Source organism: Starkeya nomas, from assembly GCF_902703545.1.
Classification (GTDB): domain Bacteria; phylum Pseudomonadota; class Alphaproteobacteria; order Rhizobiales; family Xanthobacteraceae; genus Ancylobacter; species Ancylobacter moscoviensis.
The window spans coordinates 1,054,664-1,077,811 of the sequence record NZ_CACSAS010000001.1; the positions used below are offsets into that span (position 1 = coordinate 1,054,664).

The window sequence follows — 23,148 nt, forward strand, 5'->3', positions numbered from 1 at the left end:
CCACTTTCGGCGCGGCGGAGATAGCGCTCCGTCCCGCGTTTCGTCAACCTCGGGCGCAACGGCCTCGTGCGAATGCGCTCATTCCCCGCAAATGAGCCGTTATCCGATGCAAAACCGCGCTCCGGCTTGACGCGGCGGGCCAAACGGACGACAGACGCGGCGCCGTCCCTCGCATCGGACGGCAGGATCCTGAAGGCGAGAATTGATGTCGGGTACGAACGGGCAGGGGCTTCCCGAGCTGAAGCTGTACAACACGCTCACGCGCGCCAAGGAGGTGTTCACGCCTCTCGATCCGGCGCATGTGCGCATGTATGTCTGCGGCCCGACCGTCTACGATTTCGCCCATATCGGCAATGCGCGCCCGGTGATCGTGTTCGATCTGCTCTACCGGCTGCTGCGCCACCTCTATGGCGCCGACCACGTCAAATATGTGCGGAACATCACGGACGTGGACGACAAGATCAACACGCGCGCCGCCACGGAATTCCCCGGCATCGACCTCAACGAGGCGATCGCCCGCGTGACCTTCACCACCGAGGCGCAGTTCCACGACGATCTGGAGGCACTCGGCGTGCTGCATCCCGACGTGGAGCCCCGCGCGACCGAGCACATCGCCGAGATGCGCCAGCTCATCGAGATGCTGGTCGCCTCCGGCCACGCCTATGTGGCGGAGGAGCACGTGCTGTTCTCGGTGCCCTCCATGCCTGACTACGGCAAGCTCTCGCACCGGCCGCTCGACGACATGCTGGCCGGCGCCCGTGTCGACGTCGCGCCCTACAAGAAGGACGCGATGGACTTCGTGCTGTGGAAGCCCTCCAAGCCCGGTGAGCCCGGCTGGCCGTCGCCGGCGGGCATCGTCGCTCCGGGGCGTCCGGGCTGGCACATCGAGTGCTCCGCCATGAGCTGGAAGCATCTGGGCGAGACCTTCGACATCCATGGCGGCGGCATCGACCTCGTCTTTCCGCACCATGAGAACGAGGTCGCGCAGTCGCGCTGCGCCTTCCACACCGGCATCATGGCCAAGGTCTGGATGCACAACGGCTTCCTGCAGGTGGAAGGCGAGAAGATGTCGAAGTCGCTCGGCAACTTCATCACCATCCGCCAGCTTCTGGCGGACTGGCCTGGCCCGGTGCTGCGCCTCAACATGCTGAAGACCCATTACCGCCAGCCCATCGACTGGACGGTGAAGGGGCTGGAGGAAAGCGCGAAGACGCTGGAGCAGTGGTTCGACGCCGCCGCGCCGGACGCTTATCCGCGTCCCGCCCCGGCGGTGCTGGAGGCGCTGGCCGACGACCTCAATACGCCGAAGGCCATCGCCGAGATGCACGCGCTGAAGGATCACGCGGGCAAGAAGGCGCTGGCCGGCACGCTTGCCTTCTTCGGCTTCGAGGCCGCGCCGCTGCATGAATGGGCGGCTGCCCGGGCGCCGGCGCTCGTCATTCCCGAGACGGAGATCGAGGCCCGCATCGCCGAGCGGATCGTCGCCCGGCAGAATCGCGACTGGGCCGCGTCCGACCGTATTCGCGACGAGCTTCTGGCGCTCGGCGTGGCGCTGAAGGACAACAAGGACGGCACCACGAGCTGGGAGCCGAAGCGGTGAGCGATGGGCCCACCGCCGCGCTGCGTCCGGCCTTGCCGGGCGACACGCCGGTGCTTGCCGCCATCGCGCAGGCGGCCATCTTCGAGCTGACCGGCGACGATTACGACGAGGACCAACAGGAGGCCTGGGCCGCCGCGGCAGGCGACGAGGAAGCGCTGGCGGCGCGGCTCGCCGACCAGCTGACGCTGGTGGCCACGCGCGGAGGAATCCCGGTCGGTTTCATCGCGCTGGCCGACAATCGTCTCGTCGACCAGCTCTACGTGCACCCGGACGTCGCCGGCGAGGGAGTCGGCGCGCTGCTGTGCGACGCCATCGAAAGGCTGGCGGCCGCCCGCGGGGCGAAAAGCCTCACCGTCGATGCGAGCGACACGGCGCTCGGCTTCTTCCAGAAGCGTGGCTATGTGCCGAAGCATCGCAACACCGTGCCGCGCGGCGGCGTGTGGCTCGGCAACACGACGATGGAGAAGAACGTCGGGGAGCCAGACCCGATCCATTGATCGGGAAATGGTCGTGTCTCTCCCCGGAACGGCTCTCTTTCCCCCGTCATGGCCGGGCTCGTCCCGGCCATTCTCTTTCCGCCGATCCAATCAAGGCGCATCCCGGGGCGACCGTGAGAATGCGTGCTCTTGCGCGCCCGGCGTCGATGCGCCGCTCACATCCGGTCGAGCACGCGCTCCTCGGCCGCGCCGTGCAGTTCCTGATCGCCGAGATGGGCGACGGCGCCGTGGAGCTTGGGCAGCACGGCGCGCACATTGTGCGCCACCAGCAGTTTCACCGGGCGGGCCGTGTTCACGAAGCCGGTTGCCTGCATGTGATCGAGCAAGCCGAGCAGCGGATCCCAGAAGCCCGAGACGTTGAGCGCCATCACCGGCTTGGAGTGCCGGTTGAGTTGCACCCAGGTGAGTTGCTCGATCAGTTCCTCCAGCGTGCCGATGCCGCCGGGCAGGGCGATGAAGGCGTCCGCGCGCTCGAACATCAGGCGCTTGCGCTCATGCATGTCCTTGGTGACGATCAGCTCGTGGGCGTGGTCGAACGCCTGCTCCTTGCCGATCAGGAAGTCCGGAATGATTCCCGTGACCTTGCCGCCGGCCTCCGCGCAGGCGCGGGCCGTGGCGCCCATCAGCCCGACGCCTCCGCCGCCATAGACGAGGCGGATGTCCTCGGCGGCGAACAGCCGCCCCAGCTCGATCGCGGTTTCCAGATAAATGGCCTCGGCTCCCGGAGCCGCGCCGCAATAGACACATACACTTTTGATCTTCGTCATGGACGCCATGGTGCACCGCAGCAGAAGCGCGTTCAAGCGCTCTCGATCCCCTGACATGACATCCCCGCGCGAGAGGTGCAAACCGCGACGGGGCGGAATGGTTCGACGTCAGCAATTCACGGTCGTTTGTTGGAAATTTGTCTTGATCTCATCGTTGATCGACGATAAACGATCACCATGTCCTCCACCGGCACCGACGAACTCCTCGCCTTGCGGCTGCGGGCCCTCGCGCATCCGGCGCGGCTGGCGATCCTGCGGGCGCTGGCGGAGACCGAACGCTGCCAATGTGGCGAGATCGTGCGCGGGCTCCCCCTCGCGCAGTCGACGGTCTCGCAGCATCTGAAGGTCCTGAAGGAGGCCGGGCTCATCACCGGCACGATCGAGGGGCCGCGTTCCTGCTACTGCCTTGACCGGGAAGCCTTCGCATTGCTGGCGCGGCAGGTCGGGCCGCTGCTGGCGCGTCTTTCCGGCGAGGACGGCGAGCCACGTGTGGCCTGCAGTCCTGGCCCGCAGGAGGACGCACTGGTCTGATCTGGCCTCACGCCTATCTCTACGACGAAAAATCGGGAATCCGGGCGAAAACGCCCGCAGAAAAAACGGAACTGGAAGTCGCATGTCCGCACCTCAGGGCGGAACCGCCGCCGGGCGCCCCTCCAAAGCCTCCGAGATCAATCCGCGCGGCAGCCTGCTGGTCGCCCTGAAGGGGCTTTGGCCCTATCTCTGGCCGGCCGACCGGGCGGACCTGCGCACGCGCGTCGCGTGGGGCCTGCTGCTGCTCGTCCTCGCCAAGATCGCGACCATGGCGACGCCCTTCTTCTTCAAATGGGCGACCGACGCGGTGGCGGAGGGCGAGGGCGCGCGCATCTCCACCGACGCGATCAGCCTGCTCGTCGCCGCGCCGCTGGTGCTGACGCTCGCCTACGGCTTCTCGCGCATCGTCATGGCGGCGCTGACGCAGTGGCGCGACGGGCTGTTCGCCAAGGTCGCGATCCATGCGGTGCGGCGTCTGGCGCTGGAGACCTTCCAGCACATGCACGCACTCTCGCTGCGCTTCCATCTCGAGCGCAAGACCGGCGGGCTGACGCGCATTCTGGAGCGCTCGCGCGAGGGCATAGAGACCATCGTGCGGATGCTCGTCCTGCATCTCGGCCCGACCATCCTCGAATTCGCGATGGTGATCGGCGTGCTGTTCTGGCAGTTCGACTGGCGCTACGTAGCCGCCACGGTGGGCATGATCGTTGGCTATACGGTCTTCACTTTCGTGATGACCGAGTACCGGATGTCGATCCGCGCGGCGATGAACGAGAGCGACACCGACGCCAACGCCAAGGCGGTCGACAGCCTGCTCAACTACGAGACGGTGAAGTATTTCGGCGCCGAGAAGTGGGAGGCCGACCGCTACGACCGCTCCATGGCGCGCTACGAGAAAGCGACCGTGCACACCCATACTTCCCTTGCATGGCTCAATGCGGGGCAGGCGACGATCTTCACGCTCGGCCTCACGGCGGTGATGGCCCTGTGCGTGTTCGACATCCGCGCCGGGCGGCAGTCGGTGGGCTCCTTCGTCATGGTGAACGCCATGATGATCCAGCTCTATCAGCCGCTGAACTTCCTCGGCATGATCTATCGCGAGATCAAGCAGTCGCTGATCGACATCGAGGCTATGTTCGCCATTCTCGCCCGCGCGCCGGAGATCAAGGACGGGTCGGCCGTGCAGCCGCTGGCGCTGACGGGTGGCACGGTCCGCTTCGAGGACGTGCGCTTCTCCTACGATCCCGACCGGGAAATCCTCAAGGGCGTGTCCTTCGAGGTGCCGGCTGGGCGGACGGTGGCCATCGTCGGCCCGTCCGGTGCCGGCAAGTCCACCATCTCGCGGCTGCTGTTCCGTTTCTACGACGTGAATGGCGGGCGCATCCTCGTCGACGGGCAGGACCTGCGCGACGTGACGCAGGAGAGCCTGCGCGCCGCCATCGGCATGGTTCCGCAGGACACGGTGCTGTTCAACGACACGCTGGCCTACAACATTCGCTATGGCCGCGCCGGCGCTTCGGACGAGGAAGTGGCGCGGGCGGCCGAGCTGGCGCAGATCGACGGCTTCGTGCGGCGCACGCCCAAGGGCTACCAGACCGAGGTCGGCGAGCGCGGGCTCAAGCTGTCCGGCGGCGAGAAGCAGCGTGTCGCCATCGCCCGCACCATCCTGAAGAACCCGCCCATCCTCATTCTCGACGAGGCGACCTCGGCACTCGACAGCCATACCGAGCGTGAGATCCAGGATGCACTGGAGCGTGTCTCGCTCGGCCGGACGACGCTGGTCATCGCCCACCGCCTGTCCACCGTGGTCGGCGCCGACGAGATCATCGTGCTGGAACAGGGGCGCATCGCCGAGCGCGGCACCCATGGCGAGCTGATGGCGCGTCATGGCCTCTATCATTCCATGTGGGAGCGCCAGCGCGAGGCCGAGCGCGCCCGCGAGACTCTCAAGGCGGCCGGCGAGGCCGAGGAGCTGTCGGCGGATAAGGCACTGAGCGAGCGCAAGACGACGAGCGACGCGGCGGCGTAGTCTTCGCCTCCAAAGGGTTACGGAGACGGCGATTCCATGCGCAGAGCTGCAAGGTCCGGGGCGGCTCCGCCCGATCCGACTGCGCGCGGAAAGGCGAGGCCGAAGCGCGTCGCCATCGCCTGCCAGGGCGGCGGCAGCCATGCCGCCTTCACCGCCGGCGTGCTGCGGCGCCTGCTTTCGGACGAGTTCCGCGACGGATTTGAGCTTGCCGGCATCAGCGGCACCTCGGGCGGCGCGATCTGCGCGGCGCTCGCCTGGGCGGGACTGGCGACCGGTGGGCCCGAGGACGCGCGGGCACGGCTGGCCGGCTTCTGGGACCACGCCAAGGCCGACACCCCGATCGATGCCTGGCAGAACTACTGGGGCATGGCGCTCGCCAGCCTGCCGTGGAATGTAGACGTCAGCCCCTACCGGCTCGAGAACGGCGCCGACCGGGTGCTTACGGAATGGCTCCGCGCGTTTCTGCATCTGGAGAAAATCGGCGCGCCGGCCCGCCGTCGCGCGCCGGCCCTGTTCGTCGGCGCGACCGATGTGCTGACCGGCGACCGCTGCATCTTCCGGGGTGAGGAACTCGACTATCCCGACCTCATCGGCTCGGCCGCTCTGCCCTTCCTCTATCGGGCGGTGCATACGCGGGGGCATGTGCTTTGGGACGGGCTGTTCAGCGTCAATCCGCCGATCCGGGACCTGCTCGACCTCGCCGTCGACGAGCTCTGGGTAATCCAGATCAGCCCGCTCGCCATTCGCCAGGAGCCGCGCTCGGTGGAGGCGATCCGCGAACGGCGCGACCAGCTCGCGGGCAACCTCTCGCTGGCGCAGGAACTGCACTTCGTCGACAAGATCAACGAGATCCTCGCGCTCAACGGTCCCCTCAAGCACAAGCATCCCGGCGCTCAGGACCGCTACTACACCCCGGTCGCCATCCACCTGTTGGATGCGGGGCTGGAAGATGCGCGATTCGGCTATGCCTCGCGGCTGGATCGCAGCCCGAGCCTGCTCGACGAACTGCTCTCCCGTGGCGAGGAGATGGCGCCGCGCCTTCTCGCGGAGGAAACCCTCTGGCCGCGCCGGGGCGCGCTGGAGGGGCGGACGCTGACCATTGCGCGCCGAAAGCGATGATCGGCGCGGGGCGGCGCGCATCTGTCATTTGACGGGGAAGCGCGCTGGCCCTACCTCTCCCCCGATCAATCATGGGCGGCAGCCGCCCGGGAAAGGCCAATTGATGTCCGTTATCGACTCGATCCGCGGCGGTCTCGCGCCGATCCATCGCGAGGGCTATCCGTTCATTCTGATCGGGGCGGCGGTGTCGTTGCTGTTTCTGTGGTTGTTCCCGCCGCTCGGCTGGATCGGCGTGCTGATCACCGTCTGGATCTGCTACTTCTTCCGCGATCCCGAGCGGGTGACGCCGGTGCGCGAGGGGCTGGTGGTCTCGCCGGCCGATGGGCGCGTCTGCCTCGTCGGCCCGGCCGTGCCGCCGGTCGAGCTCGGCCTCGGCACGGCGCCGCTGACGCGCGTGTGCATCTTCATGAACGTGTTCGACGTGCACGTGAACCGGGCGCCGCTCGCCGGCCGCGTGACGCGCATCGCCTATCGGCCGGGGAAGTTCCTCTCCGCCGATCTCGACAAGGCGAGCGAGGACAACGAGCGCAGCGGCATGGTTCTGGATACGGCCATCGGCCCGGTGGGCGTGGTGCAGATCGCCGGCCTCGTCGCCCGGCGCATCGTCAGCTTCGTACGCGAGGGCGACAGCCTCGCGCCGGGTGAGCGCTTCGGCCTCATCCGCTTCGGCTCCCGCGTCGACGTCTATCTGCCTGCCGGCACGCGCCCGGCGGTCGCTGAAGGGCAGCGCGCCGTTGCGGGCGAGACCGTTCTGGCCGATCTTGCCGTGCAGGGCGCGGAAACCAGCTACCGCGTGGATTGAACAACCAACACAGCGAGCGCGCGTGATGGCCGACCTGTTTCCCCCCTTCGAACCCGATGCGCCGGAGCCGCGCCGCCGCCGTTTCCAGGCGGTGCCGCTGCGGGTGCTGCTACCGAACCTTGTGACGCTGCTGGCGCTCTGCGCCGGCCTCACGGGCATTCGCATGGCGATCGAGGGGCGGCTGGAACTGGCGCTCGGCGCCATCGTGCTGGCGGCCGTGCTCGACGGGCTGGACGGACGCCTCGCGCGGATGCTGCAGGGTACCTCGCGTTTCGGCGCGGAACTGGACAGCCTCTCGGACTTCGTCTGCTTCGGCGTGGCGCCGGGGCTGGTGCTCTATATGTGGGGCCTCGAGACGCTCGGCTCCATCGGCTGGATTTCCGCGCTGGCCTTCGCCATCTGCGCGGCGCTGCGTCTCGCCCGCTTCAACGTGATGCTGGAAGATCCCAACAAGCCGCCCTTCGCCGCCGACTTCTTCACCGGCGTTCCGGCGCCGGCGGGGGCGATCTGCGTTCTGCTGCCGGTCTATCTGGAGCTGATCGGCCTGCCGCGTCTGGTGGCATCCCCGGCGGTCGCGGCCTTCTACTGCCTCGCCATGGCGCTGCTGATGGTCTCGAAGGTGCCGGCCTTTTCCGGCAAGCGGCTCGGCGCGCGGATCCCGCGCGATCAGGTGATGCCGCTCTTCATCTGCGTGGTGCTGTTCGTCGCCGTGCTGGTGACGTGGCCCTGGACGGTTCTGTCGGTCGTCTGCATCGCCTATCTCGCGGCGCTGCCGTTCTCGGCGATGCGCTACGCTCAACTGGCCCGCGAGTATGAGAAGCGGCACCCCGGCGCGGTGAAGATGCACGCGGGCCCGGCGGGCGACAGCCATGACGACCGGCCGAGCCATCTGAACTGACGGCTCTCGCTTCGGCCTTGTGGGGTCGGAAGCGGGGCAGGGGGCCCGTCGCTTCAGCGAGAACGCCTGGCCATGGCCTCGACGCGGGCGGTCAGCGGCGCGCCGGGAAAGGCTTGCCGCAACAGGCGCAGCGCTTCCGCGTCGGAGCCGGGACGCGCCATGTCGAGATGCTGGGTCATGAGCTGGGCGACGGATGCCGGGTCGCGGCGCGCATAGGCGACGCGGCCGCCAGCGTTCTCCCGTCCACTGGCGGGGGACGAGGTACTCACTGTCACGCTTGCTGACTGCAGCATCACAATAGCCTCCGATCGCCAGAGCGAATCAATCAACTTTCTTCATGCATAAGGTGGGCCAACATGCCCGCCAACGCACGAACTATTTTCAGCTTCCCGATGGTGTGAACGCCCGCGATCAAGTGCTCACGGCCGCACTGTCATCTTCGTTCGAGACAATACGAAGACGAGCGGTCGATATTTCGAATATCGGGGAATTTTTGCGTGCCGGCACGTTCGCACGCGCGTTCGCAATAGCGAATTCAGGCGGATGATTTGCTCAAAGCTGGCGCGAATGACTGCATCGGTCCAGTCATTGGGCCGGTAGCGCTTGTCAGGAGCGGGTCAGCGTGATCTTGGAGCCGTCGCCGGTCGATACGCCGTCATACTGCCCGGCCGCGACCGGCTGCAGGCGGGCGGTGACCTTGCCGACGTGGTTCTGGAGCACGATCTCGTTGCCCCAGACGTCCCAGCCCTTGGTCATGAAGATGTCGTTCGGGCAGTCGACATCGGCATTGGCGGCAAAGCCGGACATGCCGCGGTCGGTCGAGAGCGTGACCTTGCAGGTCTTCTGGCCGTTGTCCCAGCCATATTTCCAGGTGCCGGCGAGCTGGGTGCGCGCTGCGCCCGGCTCGGCATAGGCGACGCCGCCCGGCGCGGTGGCCGGCGGAGGGGCCAGGGCGACCGGCGTCGCCGCGGCCTGGCGCGGCGTGACGGCACCGGCGGCCGTGGTCGCATTGGCGCCGGAGGCCGTGGTGCCGGGAGCGGGGACGGGGGAGCTTTCGACCGAGCCGGAAGGGGCCGGGGTAATCTGGCTCGTCTCCATCGCGCCGCCGCCCGACGAGCTGCCGAACCCGTCGAGAACGGTGCTGCAACCGCCCAGCATGACGGCGGCGGCGGTCGTTGCCACGACGGCGGTCAGTTTCATCGGTGCTGCACTCCTGTCCGGCCGGCCGATGGCGCGGACGTCTGCCCCACGAATACACGGTACGATGCTTTGTGAGCATTCGCACAATTCCTGTTTCCCCAAGGATCGTGGCACGAGCGTGACCCCCAGGGGGCGAAGTGGCTGCCGTCAACCCCGCATGGACTTATGCTCAACGGGACATTAATGGCCGCCTGTGGTGTCATTGCACCGTCAAACGGTCGGCCCGCCGGCATGGGGCAGGGCGGCCCCCGCGCGAAGGGCGTTCAGTTTTGCGCGGAACTGCTCTATGTGCGACGCAGCGAATGAGCCCGCGCGAACAGGAGCTGCGCCATGTACCAGATGCTGGACCCGTCCACTCTCCGCGTCCTCGTTACCGGAGCGACCTCCGGCATCGGCGCCGCGACGGCCCGCCGCTACGCGCTGGCCGGCGCCCGGGTGGTCGGTACCGGCCGACGCGCCGACCGGCTGATCGCGCTGCGCGACGAACTCGGTCCCCGCTTCCACCCGCTCGAGGTGGACGTGCGCGACAACGAGGCGCTGACGGCCGCGCTCGCGGATGTGCCGGAAGCCTTCGCGCCGTTCAACGTGGTCTTCGCCAATGCCGGGCTGGCGCTCGGGCTGGAGCCGGCGCACGCCGCCAGCCTCGACGACTGGGAGGCTATGGTCGACACGAACATCAAGGGTCTGCTCTACACCGTGCGGGCGACGCTGCCGGCGATGGTCGAGCGCAAGGAGGGGCATGTGCTCTTCACCGGCTCGATTGCCGGTGACTACCCCTATCCGGGTGGAAATACGTACGGTGCAACAAAGGCTTTCGTCAAGCAGTTCACGTTGAATCTCATCGCCGATCTCGCCGGTACGAACGTCCGCGTCACCAATATCGAGCCGGGGATGGTGGAAACGGAGTTCTCGCTGGTGCGCTTCCATGGCGACGCCGCGCGTTCCGACAGCGTCTATGCCGGCGCGCAGACACTGACGTCGGAGGACATCGCCGAGCAGGTCTTCTTCGCCTCGACCCTGCCGCGCCATGTCTGCCTCAACCGGATGCAGGTCTTCCCGACCTGCCAGACCTTCGCGCCGTTCAAGATTACGCGCGACTGAGATTTACAGCAGCACGGCGCCGCCAAGCGCGGCGCCGACGACCACGGCCCAGGCCGGAACGCGCCACAGCACGAGTGCGAGATAGGCGAGAAGGGCCAGCGCGAAGGCCCGGCCCGAGGTAATGCTCGAGGTCACCACCGGATCCCAGAACGCCGCGCCGAGCAGCCCGACGACGGCGGCGTTCACGCCGGCCATGGCGTCGCGCACCCGCCGGTCGGTCGCCAGCCGCGACCAGAAGCGCAGGGCGCCATAGACCAGCAGCGCCGAGGGCAGGAACGCCCCGACCAGCGCGAGCGCGCCGCCGAGCGCGCCGTTGGGCGGGGCCGGCATCATGGCTCCGACATAGGCGGCGAAGCTGAACAGCGGGCCGGGAACGGCCTGCGCCGCGCCATAGCCCGCAAGGAAGATCTCCCGCGTCAGGCCGCCGGGATGAACCAGTTCCGCCTCGATCAGCGGCAGCACCACATGGCCGCCGCCGAACACCAGAGCGCCGGCACGGTAGAGCGTGTCGAATAGCGCGACGCCGCCATTGCCCGATGCCTGCGCCAGAAGTGGTAGTCCCACCAGCAGCACGGCAAAGAGCAGGAGCGCCGCGAGCGAAGCGGTGCGGCCGGGCAGGTGGTGCGCGGCCGGCTCGGGGACCGGCGCCGTGTCGAGACGAATGAAGGCGAGCCCCGCCAGCGCGCCGCCGGCGATGACCGCGATCTGGCCGACGGCGCCCGGCACCATCGCCGCCGCGGCGGCGGCGAGCAGGGCGAGGCTCCGGCGGGGCCGGTCGGGGCAGAGGTTCTTCGCCATGCCGAGCACGGCGTCGGCCACGATCGCCGCCGCGGCGATCTTGAGGCCGGCCAGCCAGCCGCCGCCGATGCCAGCCGCGTCGGCGTGCATGACGCCATAGGCGAAGGCGAGCATGATCAGCGCCGAGGGCAGGGTGAAGGCCAGCCACGCCGCCGCCATGCCGGCCGGGCCGGCCCGCATCAGCCCGATGGCCATCCCGACCTGGCTGGAAGCAGGGCCCGGCAGGAATTGGCACAGCGCCACGAGATTGGCGTAGGCCTCTTCGCTCAGCCATTGTCGCCGGCGCACCAGCTCTTCCCGGAAATAGCCGAGATGGGCGACGGGGCCGCCGAAGGACGTGACCCCCAGCTTGAGGAACGCGCCGAACACCTCGCGCGGTGTGCCGGCATAGGTGGAGGCATCGGTCTGGGAGCGCGCGTCGGTCATGGTTCGCCAGCGTTAGCGCCCGGCGCGGCGCTTTGCATGCGAAACTTTCATGACGCCGGGGTCAGGCAGCCTCGACCACCGAGGGAGTGGCCAGCGCCGCGCGGAGCATGTCGGCGAGACGGCGTGCCGCGGCGGAGGCGGTGGGCGACAGCAGCAAGGCGATCTCCGCATCCGGCAGCGGCGGCAATCCCTCCGCCGGGCCCAGGCGGCGCCAGTCGGACGGAGTGGCGCATTCCGGCAGCGCGGTGAGGCACAGCCCGGTCTCGACGACGGCATGGATGCCGCCCTGCGAGGAGGAGGTGCAGGCGACGCGCCAGCTCAGCCCGGCCTTGTCGAGCGTGTTGGCGATATGGGGGCGTACCCGGCAGCCGGTGGGGAAGAGCGCGAGGGGGAGCGGGGAATTGCGCTCGGGCCGGTGCCCACGCGCGGCGAGCCACAGCATCTTCTCGCGCTTGAGCAGTTCGCCCGTCGGCCGCGACAGGTCGCGGGTGAAAAGGGCGACGTCGATATGGCCGCGCTCGACCTCGGGCTCGATGTTCTTGGAAAGATCGGAGCGGATGGAGATCTCGACCCGCGGATAGGCGGCGGCGAAGCGGGCGATCGTCGGCGTGAAATAGGCGTCGACATAATCGTCCGGCATGCCGAGGCGAACGCTGCCCTCGGGCGTGCCGCCCTTCAGGTCGGCAAGCGCCTCGCTCTCATAGGCCAGCAGGCGGCGGGCGTGGGCGACGAGACGCTCGCCGGTCTCGGTGAGGGAGATGCCACGCCGCGAGCGCTCCAGCAGCCGCACGCCGAGGCTTTCCTCGAGCTGGGCGATGCGCGCGGAAACCGCGGACTGCGTGCGGCCCACCCGTTCGGCGGCTGCGGTGAAGCCGCCCGTGTCGACGATGGCGATCAACATGCCGAGGGATTCGGTGTCGAGATGACGCATCGCGGCCTCCGGCCCACGTGAAAGGGGATGCGACGCTCGGGTCGCCGCTGTCCTCATATCAGATTTATAAATGAAACGACAAAATAAATTCGCTTTCGCGATATCAAGGGGAGTTGTAGACGTCTGCCGGCAGGGTCGGAGTCCCGACTCGTGCGCGCCGGCGGGACGGGCTCAACAAGACGTACGCGGCGAAAGAGCTGCCTTTCACAATCTCTCTGTTCCGGTCGAGTTCGGCAATGTCTCCGCCCCCCGCCGCCGTCGTGGTGTCCCCGTCTTTCGGGGAGGTCGTCGATTCCGTCCCGGTGACGACGACGGACGAGGCGCAGCTGCGCCGTCAGGCGTTCTTCGCCGTGGTGTTCGCGGCACTGTGCATCGGCTTCTCGCCGGTGCTGGTGCGCTATGCCGATGTCGGACCGGCGGCGACCGGCTTCTGGCGCCTGTTCTTTGCGCTCGGGCCCACGGTGGTGTGGGCCTTTGCCGAACGACGGGCGGCAGGTCGCCGTCCTGGCGCTGCCGGCGCCAGGCGCGGGCCGTCGGCTCGCCAGTTCCTTCTCGCGGCGATCGCCGGACTGTTCTTCGGCGCCGATCTCGTCGCCTTCCATAGCGGCCTCGCCCGCACCAGCACGGCGAATGCGGTGCTGCTGGGCAACCTCGCCGTGGTCTTCGTCTTCGTCTTTGGCTGGGTCTTCCTGCGCGAACGCCCGACGCGCGGGTTGCTCATCGCGCTCGTCATGGCGCTGAGCGGCACGCTGCTCATCATCTCCAGCAGCGCCGTCAGCGGCGCGGCGAGCGGGCGCTACGCGGTGAGCGTGGCGGGCGACGCGCTCTGCGTGGCGGCCGCTCTGTTCTACGCCGGTTATATGCTGACCACCCGGGCGGTCCGCCGCGCCGGGACGGGCGATGCGGCGCCGCTCGGCGGCGGCATGGCCTCGCTCATCGCCACCAGCTCCGGTGCCGTGCTCTGCATCGGCTGGGCGGTCGCGACGGGGGAAGTTCTCATCCCGCAGAGCCTGCAGGGCCTGCTGGCGGTCATCGGGCTCGGCCTCATCGCCCATGCGACGGGTCAGGGGCTCGCGACCTTCGCGCTGGGGCGCCTGCCGGCGGGGCTCATCTCCGTCGTCCTGCTGCTGCAGATCGTCGTCGGCGTTGCCCTGGCGGCGCTGCTGTTCGGCGAGGTTCCCTCGCTGGCGGTGTTCGCCGGCGGGATGCTCGTGGTGGCCGGCGTCGCCACCGCGCGTCCGAACGGCCGGGCGGCCTGAACGGGTGTCATCGGCGCTGTTGTCGGCGCTCTTGCGGAGGAGGGGCTGCGGGTCTACCTCCAGATCGCAGCAAGGAGCATGACGATGCAGCCCAATCCGTTCGGTGGCGTGATCGAGAATCTCTCGGTCGAAGAGGTCAAGGCCGGTCTCGAAGCCGGGACCATCCTTCTGGTGGATGTGCGGGAGCCGAACGAGACGACCGCCGAGAGCATCCCCGGCGCGGTCGACTTCCCGCTCTCCAGCTTCGACGCGCACGCGCTGCCCGATCCCGGCGACAAGATGCTGGTGTTCTCCTGCCGCTCCGGTCAGCGCTCCCAGAAGGCCGCCGCCGCGGCGCAGGCGGCGGGCATCGACCTGCATCGCCACATGGCCGGCGGCATCCTTGCGTGGAAGGCGGCCGGTTTTCCGACCGAGCAGGGCTGACCTGAATTTCGGGATCTTCCGCGTTCATGAAGCGATTCAAGAACGGAAGAAATCCGCTTTATTTCAAGACATTGTCGGTGGTTCCGAACAGATTGAGTCATCTGTTCGGGAGGTCCTGTGGTGAGGACATGCCGGCAAGGACGTACCGCCCGGCGCCTAGTTCACCAGCCGCCCGATGACCTGCCGCGTCGCCTCGATCAGCCGCTCGACCTGCGTCTCGGTGGTGGCGGGCGATGCCAGCATCATGTCGTGGAAGGGCGAGATCAGCACGCCGCGCACCAGCAGCGCGAGATGGATCGTCGCCTCCAGCGCGGGGTAGTGGGCGCCCTTGGCCTGACGGCCGTCGGTGAGCGGAGCCGGCGCGCGCACCACCTCCACCCGCGCGCCGCAGCGGGCGACGTGCCAGGGCAGACGGGCATCGGCGAGGATCTCTGAGAGGCCCGCCGCCATCCGGCCGGCCAGCCGGTTCATATGCGCATAGGCATCCCCGGTCGCCACCTGCTCCAGCGTGGCGCGCAGCGCCGCCAGCTGGAGCGGGCTGCCCGACAGCGTGGTGCCCATGCCGGAATGGCCGTCGGGCCGGTTGGTGCGGGCGGCGCGGAAACGCTCGGCCGTCGGCTCGTTCATTCCCCACACGGCGGCGGGGATGCCGCCGGCGATGGCCTTGCCGGCCACGAACATGTCCGGCTGCAGGCCGTGCTCGCGCGTGTACCCGCCCGGACCCGTGGAGAGCGTGTGCGTCTCGTCGATCAGCAGCAGCGTCCCGTGCCGCCGGGTGATCTCGCGCAGCCCCTCATGGAAGCCGGGCTGCGGCAGCACCATGGCGCAGTTGGTCATCACCGGCTCGGTGATGACGCAGGCGACGGTGTTGTCGGCCAGCGCCGCCTCCAGCGCGTCGAGGTCGTTGAAGGGCACGACGCGGGTGAGCTGGGAGAGATCGCGCGGTTCGCCCATCAGCGCCGGCCGGTTGCCGACCCGGCCATCCGGGCCGATCTCGACGAAGGTCTCGTCCACCGCGCCGTGATAGGCGCCGTCGAAGACGAGGATCCGCGGCCGGCCGGTCGCGGCGCGGGCGGCCCGGAGAGCAAAGCGATTAGCGTCGGTGGCCGTGGTGGCGACCTGCCAGTAGGGCAGGCCGAAGCGCTCGGCGAGAAGATCGCCGACGATGCTGGCATCCGGGCTCGGCAGCATGGTGGCAAGGCCGGCTCGCGCCTGCCGGGCCAGCGCTTCCGCCACCGGGGGCGGCCCATGCCCGAAGAGCGAGGCGGTGTCGCCGAGGCAGAAGTCGTCGTAGCCGTGCCCGTCGACATCGACGAGCCGGGCGCCCTGCGCTTCCCGGATGACCAGGGGCACCGGCGTCGACCAGTCGACCATCCAGTGCATCGGCACGCCGTCCAGGAGATGAGCGGCGGCGCCCGCCGCGGCGCGGGTGTTGGGCCGGGTGCCGAGATACAGCGCCTCGGCCTCCGCCCGCAGGGCGGCTGTGCGCGCCGGGCTGACCCCCGGTCCTTCGGCGATCGACGTCGCGACGTTCATGTCCGGACCGTCCGCATGGCTCTCGCTGCACTAAAGCATGTTTTGCGGGCCTGTGCCGCCGACGCCTGCGTGAAGACCGCGCTACGGGGGCGGCTCAGCGCACCCAGCCCCAGCGCTTGAGCTCGGCATAGGTGTCGTCGAGCGTCCTGCGGGCGCGGGCGACGAGTTCGTCGATCTCGCCATGGGAGATGACCAGCGGGGGGGCGATGATGAGACGGTCGCGCACGGCGCGCATCACGAGGCCGTTCTTGAACGAGAAGTCGCGGGCCAGCGTGCCGACCTTACCCACATCGGCGAAGCTGGTGCGGCCGGTCTTGTCCGGTGTCAGCTCCAGCGCGCCGACGAGACCCGTCATCGGCGCCTCGCCGACCAGCGGATGGTCCGCCAGCGCGCTCCAGCCGGCCTTGAGATAGGGGCCGGCATCGTTCGCGACATGGCCGACCAGATCCTCGCGCACCATGATGTCGAGATTGGCGATGGCGGCGGCACAGGCGGCCGGGTGGCCGGAATAGGTATAGCCATGGTTGAAGTCGCCGCCTTCCAGCAGCACCTCGGCCACGCGGTCGGCCACCATCACGCCGCCGAGCGGCATGTAGCCGGAGGTGATGCCCTTGGCCATGACGAGAATATCCGGCTCGGTGCCGAAGGTCTCGCAGCCGAACCATTTGCCGGTGCGGCCGAAGCCGCAGATCACCTCGTCGGAGATGAACAGGATGTCGCGCTCGCGGCAGATGCGGGCGATTTCCGGCCAGTAGGTGGCCGGCGGGATGATGACGCCGCCGGCGCCCTGGATCGGCTCGGCGATGAAGGCGGCGATGCGGTCCTCGCCCATCGCGTCGATGGCGGCCTCGAGCGCCTGAGCGGCACGCAGGCCGAATTCCTCCGGCGTCTCGCCCTGGCGGGCCTCGCCCCACCAGTAGGGCTGGGCGATGTGCAGGATGTCCGGGATCGGTGCGCTCTGCCCGTGCATCGGCGCCATGCCGCCGAGGCTGCCGGCGGCGACCGTGGAGCCGTGATAGGCGTTGCGGCGCGAGATGATGATCTTCTTCTCCGGCTTTTCCTTGATCTGGAAATAGCGGCGGACCAGCTTGATCACCGTGTCGTTGGATTCCGAGCCCGAGCCGGTGAAGAACACCCGGTTGAACTGCGGCGGCGTGAGCTCGGCGAGCTTGGCGGCGAGCTCGATCGCCGGCTTGTGCGTCGTCTTGAAGAAGGTGTTGTAATAGGGAAGTTCCGTCATCTGCTGGGCGACGGCATCGACGATCTCCTGCCGCCCATAGCCTACATTGACGCACCACAGGCCCGACATGCCGTCGAGGATGCGGTTGCCGTCTGAATCGGTCAGCCACACCCCCTCCGCCTTGACGATGATGCGCGAGCCCTCGGCGTTCAGCGATTTCATGTCGCTGAACGGATGCAGGTGATGGGCGGCATCGAGCGCGCGCAGTTCGGCGGTGGAGGCGGGCAGGGACATGGGACACCGGAGGCGTGAATGAAGGTGGGGTGCAGAATGTGATCACATTTTGCGTGCGTCAAGCCGTCCGTCGTGGCACAAGAACCTTCGATGCGGCGCCGGGAGCGGTTCAGGCAACAGGCTTGACCTTTCCCCGGGGGCCGTGAGCACAATCGACGTGACGACGTTAATCAGGGTGGATCATGCCATTGCCCGATGCCGTGGGCACCGCCACGGCCGCTGCGAGCGAAAACGACCCTCTCACTGACGAGTTTGGCGCCTATGTCGCCGCCCATGGCGCGCCGGAGATCGTCGAGGTCCTGCTGCCGGACACCCACGGGGTGCTGCGCGGCAAATGGATTCCCGGCGGAGCGGGCGGCAAGATCTGGGGCGATGGCGTTGCCATTCCGCTCTCCATCTTCGGCCTCGACATCTGGGGCCGCGAGGTCGAGGAAACCGGCATCCATATCGAGACTGGCGACCGCGACGGCATCTGCCGTCCCGTGCCCGGCACGCTGACGCCCGTTCCGTGGTCGCCGCGCCCCGCCGCGCAGGTGATGCTCACCATGCACGAGCCGGACGGGCGGGGCGGGGAGCGCCCGTGGGAGCTCGATCCGCGGCACAAGCTCGCCGCGCAGGTCGCGCGTCTCGCCGCGCTCGGCTTGCACCCCTGCGTCGCCTTCGAACTGGAATTCTACCTGCTGAAGCCCGGCGCCGGTCCGAACGGCGTGCCGGAACCGGTGTTCCCCGCCTCGGCGAGCGGGCCTGCGCGGCAGAACATGTACTCCATGTCGGACCTCGACGCCTTTGCCCCGCTGCTGCACGACATCCGCGAGGCCGCCCGCATCCAGGGGCTGCCGGCGGACACGGTGATCTCCGAGGCGGCGCCCGGCCAGTACGAGGTGAACCTCTATCACCGCCGCGACGCCATGGCGGCGGCGGACGACGCGATCCTGCTGCGCCGCCTCATCGACGGCGTCGCGCGCAAGCACGGCGTGCGGGCCAGCTTCATGGCCAAGCCCTTCCTCGACTTCGCCGGGTCGGGCATGCACGTCCATGTCAGCCTGACCGACAACGAGGGCGCTAACGCCTTCGGCGCCGGTGAGGACGGCGACCGGCTGCTGCGCCACTGCGCCGCCGGCCTGCTCGACACGATGATCGACACCGCCGTTCTCTATGTGCCGAGCTATAACGGCTTCCGCCGCCTCGTGCCGGGCAGCTACGCACCCACCAGCATCTCCTGGGGCTATGACAATCGGGCGGTCGCGGTGCGCGTGCCGAATGGCCCGCCCAAGGCGCGCCGGCTGGAGCACCGCATCGCGGGGGCGGATGCTCATCCGCATCTGGTGCTGGCGGCGATCCTCGCCGGCATGCTGGAGGGCATCGAGCGCGGGCAGGAGCCGCCGCCGCCGCTGACCGGCAACGCCTATGAGCAGGAGGCGCCGCGGCTCTCCTACGACATGGGCGAGGCGATCCGTTCCTTTGGTGGATCGGACTTCGTGGCGCGCGCCTTCGGCGCCGAATACCAGCGGGTGTTCGCCATCATGAAGGAGGCGGAGCTCGCCGCCTTCGAGCGCCGCATCGGCCCGCTGGAATACGAGACCTATTTGTGAGCGTGACCACAGCTTGAGCAGAACACGGGGACATTCTAGCCTTGAAGCGGAGTGTCCTCACCGCACTCAAACAACTCACTTCCGAGGAGAATAGGATGTCCCGCCTCCTAACGACAATCGCGGCAGGCCTGCTGACCGCGCTGGCCGTCGTGCCGGCGTCGGCGCAGGAGAAGGTCGTGAACGTCTACAACTGGTCCGACTATATCGACGAGTCGGTGCTGGAGGAGTTCACCAAGGAGACCGGCATCAAGGTCCGGTACGACGTCTTCGACAGCAACGAGGTGCTGGAGACCAAGCTGCTCGGCGGCAAGACCGGCTATGACGTGGTGGTGCCGACGGGCTCGTTCCTGCAGCGCCAGATCCAGGCCGGCGTCTTCCTGAAGCTCGACAAGGCGAAGCTGCCGAACCTGCAGTACCAGTGGCCGATGATCGCCGAGCGTCTGGCGGTCTACGATCCCGGCAACGAATATGCCGTGAACTACATGTGGGGCACCACCGGCATCGGCATGAATGTCGACAAGGTGAAGGAGCGCCTCGGCGACATCCCGCTCAACACCTGGGACATCATCTTCAAGCCGGAGATCCTCGGCAAGCTGAAGGACTGCGGCGTCTACATGCTCGACGGTCCCGAGGAGATCATCCCGACCGCGCTGCGCTATCTCGGCAAGGACCCGAACTCGAAGGATCCGAAGGACATCGAGGCGGCGGGCAAGCTGCTGATGCCGATCCGTCCGTTCATCAAGAAGTTCGACTCGTCGGGCTACATCAACGCCCTCGCCGGCGGCGACATCTGCATCGCAACCGGCTGGTCGGGCGACGTCTTCCAGGCCAAGGCCCGCGCCGAGGAAGCCGCCGAGAAGACCGGCAAGCCGGCGGTCAACGTCGAGTACGTCATCCCCAAGGAGGGCGCGCTGATGTGGTTCGACAACTTCGCGATCCCGAAGGATGCGCCGCATCCGGAAGAGGCTCTCGCCTTCATCAACTTCATGATGAAGCCCGAGGTCGCCGCCAAGAACGCGAACTACATCTCCTATGCCAGCGGCAGCGAGGGGGCGCAGAAGTTCATCGACAAGGCGATCCTCGACAATCCGGCGATCTATCCGGACAAGGAGACGCAGGGGAAGCTCTTCACCGTCACCACCTATCCGCAGAAGGTGCAGCGCGTCGTCACCCGCACCTGGAGCGACTTCAAGCGCGGCAAGTGACCGCCTGGCGGTGATCCGCCTCCCAGCCTGAAATGCGAAAGGCGCCCGGTCGGTCCGGGCGCCTTTTTCGTTGGGTGGTTGGGGCTACATCCGCCAGCGCTTGTAGAACCAGGTCCACTGGTCGGGGTGCTCGCGCACCCAGCCCTCCACCACGGAGGTGATCATCTGCATCGAGCCGTCGATGTCGATCTTGCCCTGGGCGTCGCGGGGAAGGTTCAGGGCCGGCGTGCATTGGATGCGGAAGCGCCCGCCCGGAAGGCGGATCACCCGGACGCCGTGCACCGGGCACTCGTAGAGCCGCGCGAGGCGGGCGATGGTCGGATTCGACGAGCAGGGATGGCCGAAGAACTGCACGGTCGGCCCACCGCGCCGCGCCTGATCGACGAGGATGCCGAGATGCTTGCCCTGATCGAGCACGGCGGCCAGCTCGAACACCGCCACATGCGAGGCGGCGACGAGGTTGCCCATCACGCGGCTGCGCGCCTCGAACAGCAGGTCGGCGAAGAAGGAATTGTCCGGCGCGCGGAACAGTACCGCGCTGTCGAGCCCCTGCGCGGCGGCGGCGATGGCCGGCAGCTCCCAGTTGCCCAGATGCGCGGTGAAGACCAGCCCCGGCTTGCCGTCGACCCGCATGGCGACGAAGTTGGAAACGCCCGTCGTCTCGATCCGGCTCTTCGACGGCTCCCACATATTGTATTGCCAGATGCGGTCGAGATGGACGAACTCGCCCGCCATGCGGCCGAGATTGTCCCACATGCCGACGGCGATCGCCTCGCGCTCGGCCTCGGTCTTCTCGGGGAAGGCGAGGCGCAGATTCTTCAGCGCGATGCGGTGGATCGAGGTGTAGCGGCCGAGTTTGCGTGCCCAGAAGCCGCCCTGCCACGAGGCGAAGCGTGGGGGCTGCAGGCGCATGAGGCGCATGAGCGCCCAGACGCTGGCCGACAACGCGGCGTCGCGCACCCGCAGCGTCCAGGGCAGGGGGCGGCTCATCGGCGGCTCATCGGGGTTTCATTCCGGGGCTCGGCGGACGTCAGAAGGTGATGACGACCTTGCCGAACACCCGGCGGGTCTCCAGGCGCTCCAGGCCGGCACCGAAATCCGCCAGCGGGAATTCGGAATCGATCACCGGCAGCACGCCGCGCTCCATGCGCTTCAGACCGTCGGCGATGGCGCGGATCGGCGCGCCGAAAGAGCCGATGATGCGGTACTGGCGCTGGAAGAGCTGCATCAGGTTCATGTTGACCGAGACGCCCGAGGTCGAGCCGCAGGTGACGAGACGCCCGCCGGGCTTCATCGACAGCAGCGAGCCGTTCCACGTCTCGGCGCCGACATGCTCGAACACGACGTCGACGCCCTTCTTCTTGGTGATCTTGCGGACCTCGTGCTCGAAGCGGTCGGTGCGGTAGTTGATCGCGTGGTCGGCGCCGAGGGCCAGCGCCTTGGCGCACTTTTCGTCGTCGCCGGCGGTGGTGATGACGGTGCAGCCGATCTCCTTGGCCATGCGGATGGCCACGGTGCCGATGCCGGAGCCGGCGGCGTGCACCAGCACGGTCTCGCCGGGTTCGAGCTTGGCATTGTCGAACAGCATGTGCTCGACGGTGGAGAAGGTGACCGGCGCGCAGGCGGCGTCGACCCAGGAGATGCCCTCCGGGATCGGCACGCAGAGCCGCTCCTTGATGTTGAGCTTGTCGCGGGCGAAGCCGTCGACATGGAAGCCCATCACGCCGGCGACCTCCTCGCAGAGATTGTCGCGGCCCTGCCGGCACATCTTGCACTGGCCGCAGGTGAGGGCGCCGTACATGGCGACCTTCGAGCCGGGCTTGAAGCGGGTGACGCCCTCGCCGGTGGCGATGACCTCGCCGACCGCCTCGGCGCCGACGACGAGTGGCATCTTGCGCTTGGCGAAGGCCATGCCGCGCCAGCCCCAGACGTCGATATGGTTCAGCGCCAGCGCCTTGATGGAGACCTGCACCTCACCCGGCTCCGGCGCACCCGGCTCCGGCAGATCGGTAAGGATGAGTTCGCGGTCGGACACCAGCTGAAGCGCGCGCATGAACAACTCCAAGACGACGGCGAGGGCATCATCGGTCCGCCCCGTTCCCGATACGGGAAGAGGCGCGGGTGGATGCCGCCCGCGGAAGGATGAGGGTGGATAACGAAATCAGCGCTGGATGGCTAGTGCGGCGGTGAGCCCGCCATCCACCGGCAGGGTCGTGCCCGTGATGTAGGCGGCCCCCGGCGACAGGAGGAAGGACACCAGCGCCGCCACATCCTCCGGTCCGGCGAAGCGGCCGGCGGGGATCTGCTTCTCGACATTGGCGCGATAGGCGGCATAGGGCGCCAGCATGGCGGTATCGACGAAGCCGGGCGCCACGACGTTCACGGTGACGCCGCGCCGGGCGCTCTCGATCGCCAGCGTGCGGCAGTAGCCGGCCAGCGCGGCCTTGGAGGCGGCATAGATGGCGTTGCCGGCATTGGCGACATCCGCCGCGATCGAGCCGATGGCGACGATGCGTCCGGCGCGGGCCCGCGTCATCGGCCGGACCAGCGCACCGACCAGCTTCACGAAGGACCAGTAATTGACCTGCATGAGCTCCTCGGCCTTGCCCTGATCGACGAGGGCGGCGAGCGTGTCGTAGCTCATGCCGGCATTGTGGATGAAGCCGTAATAGGCCGGCTCCTCCGCGAGCGTGGCGGCGAAGGCTTCGACGGCGGCCTTGTCGGCGAGGTCCAGGAGGCGTGCCTCGACCGCCGCGTCGGGCTTGTCCGTCTTGATGGAGGCGATGAGCGCCTCGGCCTCGGCTTCCGCCGTGCGGACGGTGAACAGGACGTTGAAACCGGCAAGCGCAAGGGCGCGCACGATGGCGGCACCGACACCACGGCCGCCGCCGGTCACGAGGACGCGCTGGGTCATGGGAGGTTCCTTCTGTCGCCTCGTCGCGCGGAACGGGCAGGGCGCG

General features: G+C 68.3%; 22 protein-coding genes. 12 read left to right on the forward strand and 10 right to left on the reverse strand.

The window, feature by feature from the left end; translation table 11 throughout:
• Positions 1 to 205 precede the first annotated feature (205 nt).
• On the forward strand, positions 206 to 1,600 hold the full coding sequence (gene cysS / locus STARVERO_RS23465; RefSeq protein WP_159598111.1) for a cysteine--tRNA ligase: 1,395 nt from the start codon (positions 206 to 208) through the stop codon (positions 1,598 to 1,600).
• Positions 1,597 to 2,097, forward strand: a complete 501-nt coding sequence (locus STARVERO_RS05055) for a GNAT family N-acetyltransferase (RefSeq protein ID WP_244616594.1) — start codon at positions 1,597 to 1,599, stop codon at positions 2,095 to 2,097. The genes cysS and STARVERO_RS05055 overlap by 4 nt, the downstream gene beginning before the upstream one ends.
• A 155-nt stretch (positions 2,098 to 2,252) precedes the next feature.
• On the opposite strand, the gene STARVERO_RS05060 is transcribed toward STARVERO_RS05055, so the two are convergent.
• Positions 2,253 to 2,864 carry an LOG family protein gene (locus tag STARVERO_RS05060; RefSeq protein ID WP_144342525.1) on the reverse strand — a complete coding sequence of 204 codons (612 nt, stop codon included), beginning with the start codon at positions 2,862 to 2,864 and terminating at the stop codon, positions 2,253 to 2,255.
• A gap of 177 nt (positions 2,865 to 3,041) precedes the next feature.
• On the opposite strand from STARVERO_RS05060, the gene STARVERO_RS05065 reads away from it, so the two are divergent.
• From STARVERO_RS05065 to pssA, 5 genes are all read left to right on the forward strand, one after another.
• Positions 3,042 to 3,395 (forward strand): ArsR/SmtB family transcription factor, encoded by a 354-nt coding sequence (locus STARVERO_RS05065; RefSeq protein WP_159598112.1) that lies wholly within the window; start codon positions 3,042 to 3,044, stop codon positions 3,393 to 3,395.
• An 82-nt stretch (positions 3,396 to 3,477) separates the two neighbouring features.
• A complete protein-coding gene (locus tag STARVERO_RS05070) occupies positions 3,478 to 5,424 on the forward strand; it encodes an ABCB family ABC transporter ATP-binding protein/permease (RefSeq protein ID WP_159598113.1) in 1,947 nt (648 codons plus the stop codon).
• Between the two features lie 36 nt (positions 5,425 to 5,460).
• The gene (locus STARVERO_RS05075) at positions 5,461 to 6,543 is read left to right on the forward strand and encodes a patatin-like phospholipase family protein (RefSeq protein ID WP_144342528.1); all 1,083 of its coding nucleotides are present in this window, start codon (positions 5,461 to 5,463) and stop codon (positions 6,541 to 6,543) included.
• 103 nt (positions 6,544 to 6,646) lie between these two features.
• Positions 6,647 to 7,345 carry a phosphatidylserine decarboxylase gene (locus STARVERO_RS05080; protein WP_144342529.1) on the forward strand — a complete coding sequence of 233 codons (699 nt, stop codon included), beginning with the start codon at positions 6,647 to 6,649 and terminating at the stop codon, positions 7,343 to 7,345.
• 25 nt (positions 7,346 to 7,370) lie between these two features.
• Positions 7,371 to 8,243 carry a CDP-diacylglycerol--serine O-phosphatidyltransferase gene (gene pssA, locus STARVERO_RS05085; RefSeq protein WP_144342530.1) on the forward strand — a complete coding sequence of 291 codons (873 nt, stop codon included), beginning with the start codon at positions 7,371 to 7,373 and terminating at the stop codon, positions 8,241 to 8,243.
• Positions 8,244 to 8,296: 53 nt separating this feature from the next.
• Here the strand turns inward: pssA and STARVERO_RS05090 are convergent, their stop codons facing one another.
• The gene (locus STARVERO_RS05090; protein ID WP_244616595.1) at positions 8,297 to 8,512 is read right to left on the reverse strand and encodes a transferase; all 216 of its coding nucleotides are present in this window, start codon (positions 8,510 to 8,512) and stop codon (positions 8,297 to 8,299) included.
• Positions 8,513 to 8,849: 337 nt separating this feature from the next.
• Positions 8,850 to 9,443, reverse strand: a complete 594-nt coding sequence (locus STARVERO_RS05095; RefSeq protein ID WP_144342532.1) for a protease inhibitor Inh/omp19 family protein — start codon at positions 9,441 to 9,443, stop codon at positions 8,850 to 8,852.
• 330 nt (positions 9,444 to 9,773) lie between these two features.
• Here STARVERO_RS05095 and STARVERO_RS05100 point away from each other — a divergent pair, with 330 nt between their 5' ends.
• The gene (locus STARVERO_RS05100) at positions 9,774 to 10,544 is read left to right on the forward strand and encodes an SDR family NAD(P)-dependent oxidoreductase (RefSeq protein WP_144342533.1); all 771 of its coding nucleotides are present in this window, start codon (positions 9,774 to 9,776) and stop codon (positions 10,542 to 10,544) included.
• Positions 10,545 to 10,547: 3 nt separating this feature from the next.
• Here STARVERO_RS05100 and chrA read toward each other — a convergent pair whose 3' ends face one another.
• Both chrA and STARVERO_RS05110 read right to left on the reverse strand, forming a co-directional pair.
• A complete protein-coding gene (chrA, locus tag STARVERO_RS05105) occupies positions 10,548 to 11,768 on the reverse strand; it encodes a chromate efflux transporter (RefSeq protein WP_200837676.1) in 1,221 nt (406 codons plus the stop codon).
• A gap of 61 nt (positions 11,769 to 11,829) precedes the next feature.
• On the reverse strand, positions 11,830 to 12,699 hold the full coding sequence (locus STARVERO_RS05110; RefSeq protein WP_144342534.1) for a LysR family transcriptional regulator: 870 nt from the start codon (positions 12,697 to 12,699) through the stop codon (positions 11,830 to 11,832).
• 236 nt (positions 12,700 to 12,935) lie between these two features.
• Here STARVERO_RS05110 and STARVERO_RS05115 point away from each other — a divergent pair, with 236 nt between their 5' ends.
• Positions 12,936 to 13,958, forward strand: coding sequence for a DMT family transporter (locus STARVERO_RS05115; RefSeq protein WP_144342535.1), 1,023 nt, complete (start codon positions 12,936 to 12,938; stop codon positions 13,956 to 13,958).
• A gap of 84 nt (positions 13,959 to 14,042) precedes the next feature.
• Positions 14,043 to 14,381 (forward strand): rhodanese-like domain-containing protein, encoded by a 339-nt coding sequence (locus STARVERO_RS05120; protein WP_144342536.1) that lies wholly within the window; start codon positions 14,043 to 14,045, stop codon positions 14,379 to 14,381.
• A gap of 156 nt (positions 14,382 to 14,537) precedes the next feature.
• Here the strand turns inward: STARVERO_RS05120 and STARVERO_RS05125 are convergent, their stop codons facing one another.
• Positions 14,538 to 15,917 (reverse strand): aspartate aminotransferase family protein, encoded by a 1,380-nt coding sequence (locus STARVERO_RS05125; protein WP_159598114.1) that lies wholly within the window; start codon positions 15,915 to 15,917, stop codon positions 14,538 to 14,540.
• 94 nt (positions 15,918 to 16,011) lie between these two features.
• Positions 16,012 to 17,391, reverse strand: a complete 1,380-nt coding sequence (locus STARVERO_RS05130; RefSeq protein WP_144342538.1) for an aspartate aminotransferase family protein — start codon at positions 17,389 to 17,391, stop codon at positions 16,012 to 16,014.
• Positions 17,392 to 17,573: 182 nt separating this feature from the next.
• On the opposite strand from STARVERO_RS05130, the gene STARVERO_RS05135 reads away from it, so the two are divergent.
• Together STARVERO_RS05135 and STARVERO_RS05140 are read left to right on the forward strand one after the other, a co-directional pair.
• Positions 17,574 to 18,983 carry a glutamine synthetase family protein gene (locus STARVERO_RS05135; protein WP_200837678.1) on the forward strand — a complete coding sequence of 470 codons (1,410 nt, stop codon included), beginning with the start codon at positions 17,574 to 17,576 and terminating at the stop codon, positions 18,981 to 18,983.
• A 95-nt stretch (positions 18,984 to 19,078) separates the two neighbouring features.
• Complete coding sequence (locus STARVERO_RS05140; RefSeq protein ID WP_144342539.1) at positions 19,079 to 20,188, forward strand: polyamine ABC transporter substrate-binding protein; 1,110 nt, start codon at positions 19,079 to 19,081, stop codon at positions 20,186 to 20,188.
• An 84-nt stretch (positions 20,189 to 20,272) separates the two neighbouring features.
• Here the strand turns inward: STARVERO_RS05140 and STARVERO_RS05145 are convergent, their stop codons facing one another.
• From STARVERO_RS05145 to STARVERO_RS05155, 3 genes are all read right to left on the reverse strand, one after another.
• On the reverse strand, positions 20,273 to 21,178 hold the full coding sequence (locus tag STARVERO_RS05145; RefSeq protein ID WP_159598116.1) for a lipid A biosynthesis lauroyl acyltransferase: 906 nt from the start codon (positions 21,176 to 21,178) through the stop codon (positions 20,273 to 20,275).
• 40 nt (positions 21,179 to 21,218) lie between these two features.
• Positions 21,219 to 22,241, reverse strand: coding sequence for a zinc-binding dehydrogenase (locus STARVERO_RS05150; protein ID WP_144342541.1), 1,023 nt, complete (start codon positions 22,239 to 22,241; stop codon positions 21,219 to 21,221).
• A 108-nt stretch (positions 22,242 to 22,349) separates the two neighbouring features.
• On the reverse strand, positions 22,350 to 23,102 hold the full coding sequence (locus STARVERO_RS05155; RefSeq protein ID WP_159598117.1) for an SDR family oxidoreductase: 753 nt from the start codon (positions 23,100 to 23,102) through the stop codon (positions 22,350 to 22,352).
• Positions 23,103 to 23,148 lie beyond the last annotated feature (46 nt).